This window comes from Nostoc sp. S13 (genome assembly GCF_029379315.1).
Lineage (GTDB): Bacteria > Cyanobacteriota > Cyanobacteriia > Cyanobacteriales > Nostocaceae > Nostoc.
Genome location: NZ_JAQYWQ010000229.1, coordinates 1 through 3,954, shown reverse-complemented (window position 1 = coordinate 3,954; position 3,954 = coordinate 1). Strand labels below are relative to the sequence as shown.

The window sequence follows — 3,954 nt, the reverse complement described above, 5'->3', positions numbered from 1 at the left end:
CCAGAGCTAGGTTTCAGCCAAATAAAGTTCTCATTTCCGGATAAGTCTAATGTACCAAATGACAAATGACTAATGACTAATGACAAATGACAAATTATATGAAGATAGTTGCAAAAAAGAAACTTTGGAAATATCTATTTTGGTTTGGCCCGTTCCTAATTACTGTTGGCTTAACAGTTGGATTAGTCTCTGAACAGTGGGGATTAATTCCCTTAGCATTTCTGATTACGGGAATTGTCATCAGTGGATTGTGGATAATATGGCAAAGCTACCAAACTAATTGGTGGAAGCGTCGTTCTATCCAAGCTGGGACTAATGCCCTAGTGGCAACTCTGGCAGTATTGACAATTTTGGGATTGATTAACTTTTTGGGAACTCGCTATCACTTGCGGGCAGACTTAACAGAAACTCAATTGTTTACCCTTGCGCCCCAGTCACGGGAATTAGTAAATGTATTACCACAGCCAGTTAAGGTGTGGGTGTTTGATATTAACCAGAATCCCCAAGACCGAGAACTGCTAGAAAATTATCAGAGGCAAAGTTCAAAATTTAAATATGAGTATATTGACCCCCAAGCTAGACCAGGACTTGCAGAAAAGTTTGGCGTCAAAGATTATGGGGAAGTTTACCTAGAATCTGGGGATAAACGGCAATTAGTACAGACGGTAAATGAAAATGAACGCCTATCGGAAGTCAGATTAACTAGTCGCCTGCAACAACTAACAAATTCAACTACAGCCAAAGTTTACTTACTGCAAGGTCATGGCGAACGCCAACTTTCGCCTGGTAAAGGTGCAATATCACAAGCAGTTCAGGGATTAGGTGACAAAAATTTTACAACAGCACCCCTGAATCTAGCAGAAACCTCCAAAATTCCTCAAGATGCGGCTGTCGTAATAGTAGCTGGCCCCAAACGAGGGCTGTTTGAGGGTGAAGTCAAAGCCTTGCAAGAATATCTTAATCAGGGCGGTAGCTTACTGCTGATGATTGATCCCAATACCGATCCCAAAGTTGACAGCTTGCTACAAGAGTGGGGTGTTCGTCTAGATAATCGTTTAGCAGTAGATGTCTCAAAGGATAGCGTGGGACTTGGCCCAGCTGCGCCCTTAGTGACAGAATATGGACAACATCCAATTACCAAAGATTTCAGTAACGGTAATTCTTTTTATCCGGTTGCTCGACCACTGGAAATTATCTCTGTAAGTGGTGTTAAGGCTACTCTACTGCTGCGAACTAAACCCTATCCCAACAGCTGGGCAGAAAGCGACCTCCAAAGCGAAAAATTGGAGTTTAATGCAGATAAAGACCTCAAAGGCCCTCTGACCTTGGGCGTAGCTTTAACAAGAAAACTACCAGCAAAATCTACTTCCACTCCCCAAGCTTCACCGACACCTTCACCCATACCATCACCAACCACTCAAAGCAAGGCGTCCCCCACTCCCTCATCTCTTCCATCTCCCCCATCTCCCTCATCTCAAACAGCCACCGAGTCCCGGTTAGTGGTTTTAGGAAATTCTAGCTTCGCCACCGATGGCTTGTTTCAACAGCAATTAAATGGAGATGTATTTCTCAACTCAGTTACTTGGCTGAGTCAACAGGAGAAGCAAACCCTTTCTATTCGCCCCAAAGAACCGAAAAACCGTAGAATAACCTTGACTACTACGCAAGCCAATCTTTTAATATTGTCGTCTTTGTTGGTTTTACCTTTAATTGGGTTGGCGGCGGCAGTTATTATCTGGTGGAAACGACGGTAAGAAGTGAGTTAGGAGACGCGATTAATCGCGTCTGTACAGGAGTTAGGAATTAGGAGTTAGGAGTTATAAATATTAACTCTTCACTAATGCCCAATGCCCAATGCCCAATGACAAATTACAAATGACAAAATGATTAAAAAATGAAATTGCCGCGAACGACTTTAATTTTGATACTGCTAGCGCTAGGTTTAGGTGGTTTTGTTTACTTCTATGAAATTAGAGGTGCAACTGTGCGAGAAGAAATCAAGGAGCAAAAGCAGCAAATTTTCTCTTTTGCCGCAGATGATGTGCAGTCTTTAACAGTCAAGACAAAAAAACTCACCCTAAATCTGGAACGTAGTCCTGAATCTAGTAACTTGAAGTGGTTAATCAAATCTCCGGTATCCGGCCCAGCAAATGATGCTATTGTTTCTTATTTAATGGATTTGTTGGTCAAAGGGAAGAGCGAGCGCACTTTATCAACTCCAGCAAAAGAGCTTGGAGAATTTGCCTTAGACCAACCCCAAGCAACTATCAATATTACTCTGAAAAATAGACAAAGCCATCAGTTGATTTTGGGTAAATCTAACTTTAACGGTCGTTTTTTGTATGCTCAAACTGATCCTGCTGCTAAACCCGATGGGAATATAAATGTGCTGTTGGTATCTACAGATTTTGCAAATGCCGTGAATCGAGAACTATCAGAGTGGAAGCAACCTGTAGATAATAGTCAGAAACTTCCCCCGCTCACTATTCCTAAACCGAGTCCCACAAATAGTAAATAATTAATTAAAAGTTTGCCGATATTATTATGACAAATCCGACAGCAACATTGCTGATTTCCTGCCCCGATCAACGGGGACTGGTGGCGAAAATTGCCAATTTCATCTATTCTAATGGTGGTAATATTATTCATGCAGATCAGCATACAGACTTTGCTGCTGGGTTATTCCTTACCCGCATTGAATGGCAACTAGATGGATTCAATTTACCGCGAGAATTTATTGCCCCTGCATTTAATGCGTTTGCGAAGCATCACGGAGTGTTCGCACAACCTTTAGCCGCTAAGTGGGAACTGCGTTTTTCTGATACAGTACCACGCATAGCTATTTGGGTAAGTCGGCAAGACCATTGTTTATTTGACTTAATTTGGCGACAACGCGCTAAAGAATTTATTGCTGAAATTCCTTTAATTATTAGTAATCATTCTAATTTAAAGGTAATTGCAGAGCAATTTAATATCGATTTCCAGCATATCCCTATCACTAAAGACAATAAATCAGAACAAGAAGCCCAACAACTACAATTACTACATCAGTACAAAATAGATTTAGTTGTATTGGCAAAATATATGCAGATTGTTAGTGCAGATTTTATTCGTCAATTTCCGCAAATTATCAATATTCATCATTCATTTCTACCAGCTTTTATCGGAGCAAATCCCTATCACAGAGCTTTTGAACGTGGGGTAAAAATTATTGGTGCAACTGCTCATTACGCCACTGCTGATTTAGATGCAGGCCCAATTATTGAACAGGATGTGGTGCGAGTTAGTCACCGTGATGAAGTTGATGATTTGGTGAGAAAGGGTAAAGATTTAGAGAGAGTTGTATTAGCAAGAGCGGTGCGATCGCACTTGCAAAATCGTGTATTAGTCTATGGAAATAGGACAGTAGTCTTTGAGTGATTTTATATCCGAGCGAATGTGATGTGAATTCTAATAATAAATTTACTATAGCCGTTGGTTTCGACTTCGCTCAACCAACTGAATAGTCGAGAGTTGAGCGTACCCCTGCTCTTAAGCAAGCTACGCGTAGCGTCTGGCAGAGAAGTCAAAACTCGTCAACATAGATATTTTTTTAATCAGAAATCACCTAAACAGGCAGTTTCAAGTTAGAAAGCGTCTTCATTTAGACCTAGTATTTGAGCAAATTGCTGAATCTTGGGATGAATCGCGTGAAGGATTAGGGACTTCCAACAAATAAATTATCTGGAAAAGTCAGGTACAGAATCAGCTGTTGAGAGGATAGAGGCGATTTTTTGTTGTTCATTAATGCTTGGAATAGTCTTTATCACTTTAATTACTTTGAGAAAAAAATAAATACCAGCGCGCAGCCCTAAATAATCTAGTTCTAACCAAATATAGGACTGATATTTGATTTTTGAAATAGACTTATCCTTAATATAAATAGCATGAGATAATAAAAAGGTGGAGTAGAAA

General features: G+C 40.4%; 4 protein-coding genes. 3 read left to right on the top strand and 1 reads right to left on the bottom strand.

What is annotated here, in order from left to right:
• The first annotated feature begins 98 nt into the window (after positions 1 to 98).
• The 3 genes from PUQ00_RS32520 (at position 99) to purU (ending at position 3,420) form a co-directional block, all read left to right on the top strand.
• The gene (locus tag PUQ00_RS32520; protein ID WP_300424105.1) at positions 99 to 1,754 is read left to right on the top strand and encodes a Gldg family protein; all 1,656 of its coding nucleotides are present in this window, start codon (positions 99 to 101) and stop codon (positions 1,752 to 1,754) included.
• A gap of 140 nt (positions 1,755 to 1,894) precedes the next feature.
• Entirely contained in the window at positions 1,895 to 2,518 is a 624-nt protein-coding gene (locus PUQ00_RS32515; RefSeq protein ID WP_300424104.1) for a DUF4340 domain-containing protein, read from the top strand.
• A gap of 26 nt (positions 2,519 to 2,544) precedes the next feature.
• Positions 2,545 to 3,420: a formyltetrahydrofolate deformylase gene (gene purU, locus PUQ00_RS32510; RefSeq protein ID WP_300424102.1), complete on the top strand. Its 876-nt coding sequence runs from the start codon at positions 2,545 to 2,547 to the stop codon at positions 3,418 to 3,420.
• A gap of 299 nt (positions 3,421 to 3,719) precedes the next feature.
• Here purU and PUQ00_RS32505 read toward each other — a convergent pair.
• Positions 3,720 to 3,954: hypothetical protein (locus PUQ00_RS32505; protein ID WP_300424100.1), on the bottom strand; the 235-nt coding region annotated here is incomplete at its 5' end.

Excerpts from the sequence above, each read along its gene's own strand:
- purU (WP_300424102.1), top strand. The coding sequence starts at position 2,545 with ATGACAAATCCGACAGCAACATTGCTGATTTCCTGCCCCGATCAACGG.
- PUQ00_RS32520 (WP_300424105.1), top strand. The coding sequence starts at position 99 with ATGAAGATAGTTGCAAAAAAGAAACTTTGGAAATATCTATTTTGGTTT.
- PUQ00_RS32515 (WP_300424104.1), top strand. The coding sequence starts at position 1,895 with ATGAAATTGCCGCGAACGACTTTAATTTTGATACTGCTAGCGCTAGGT.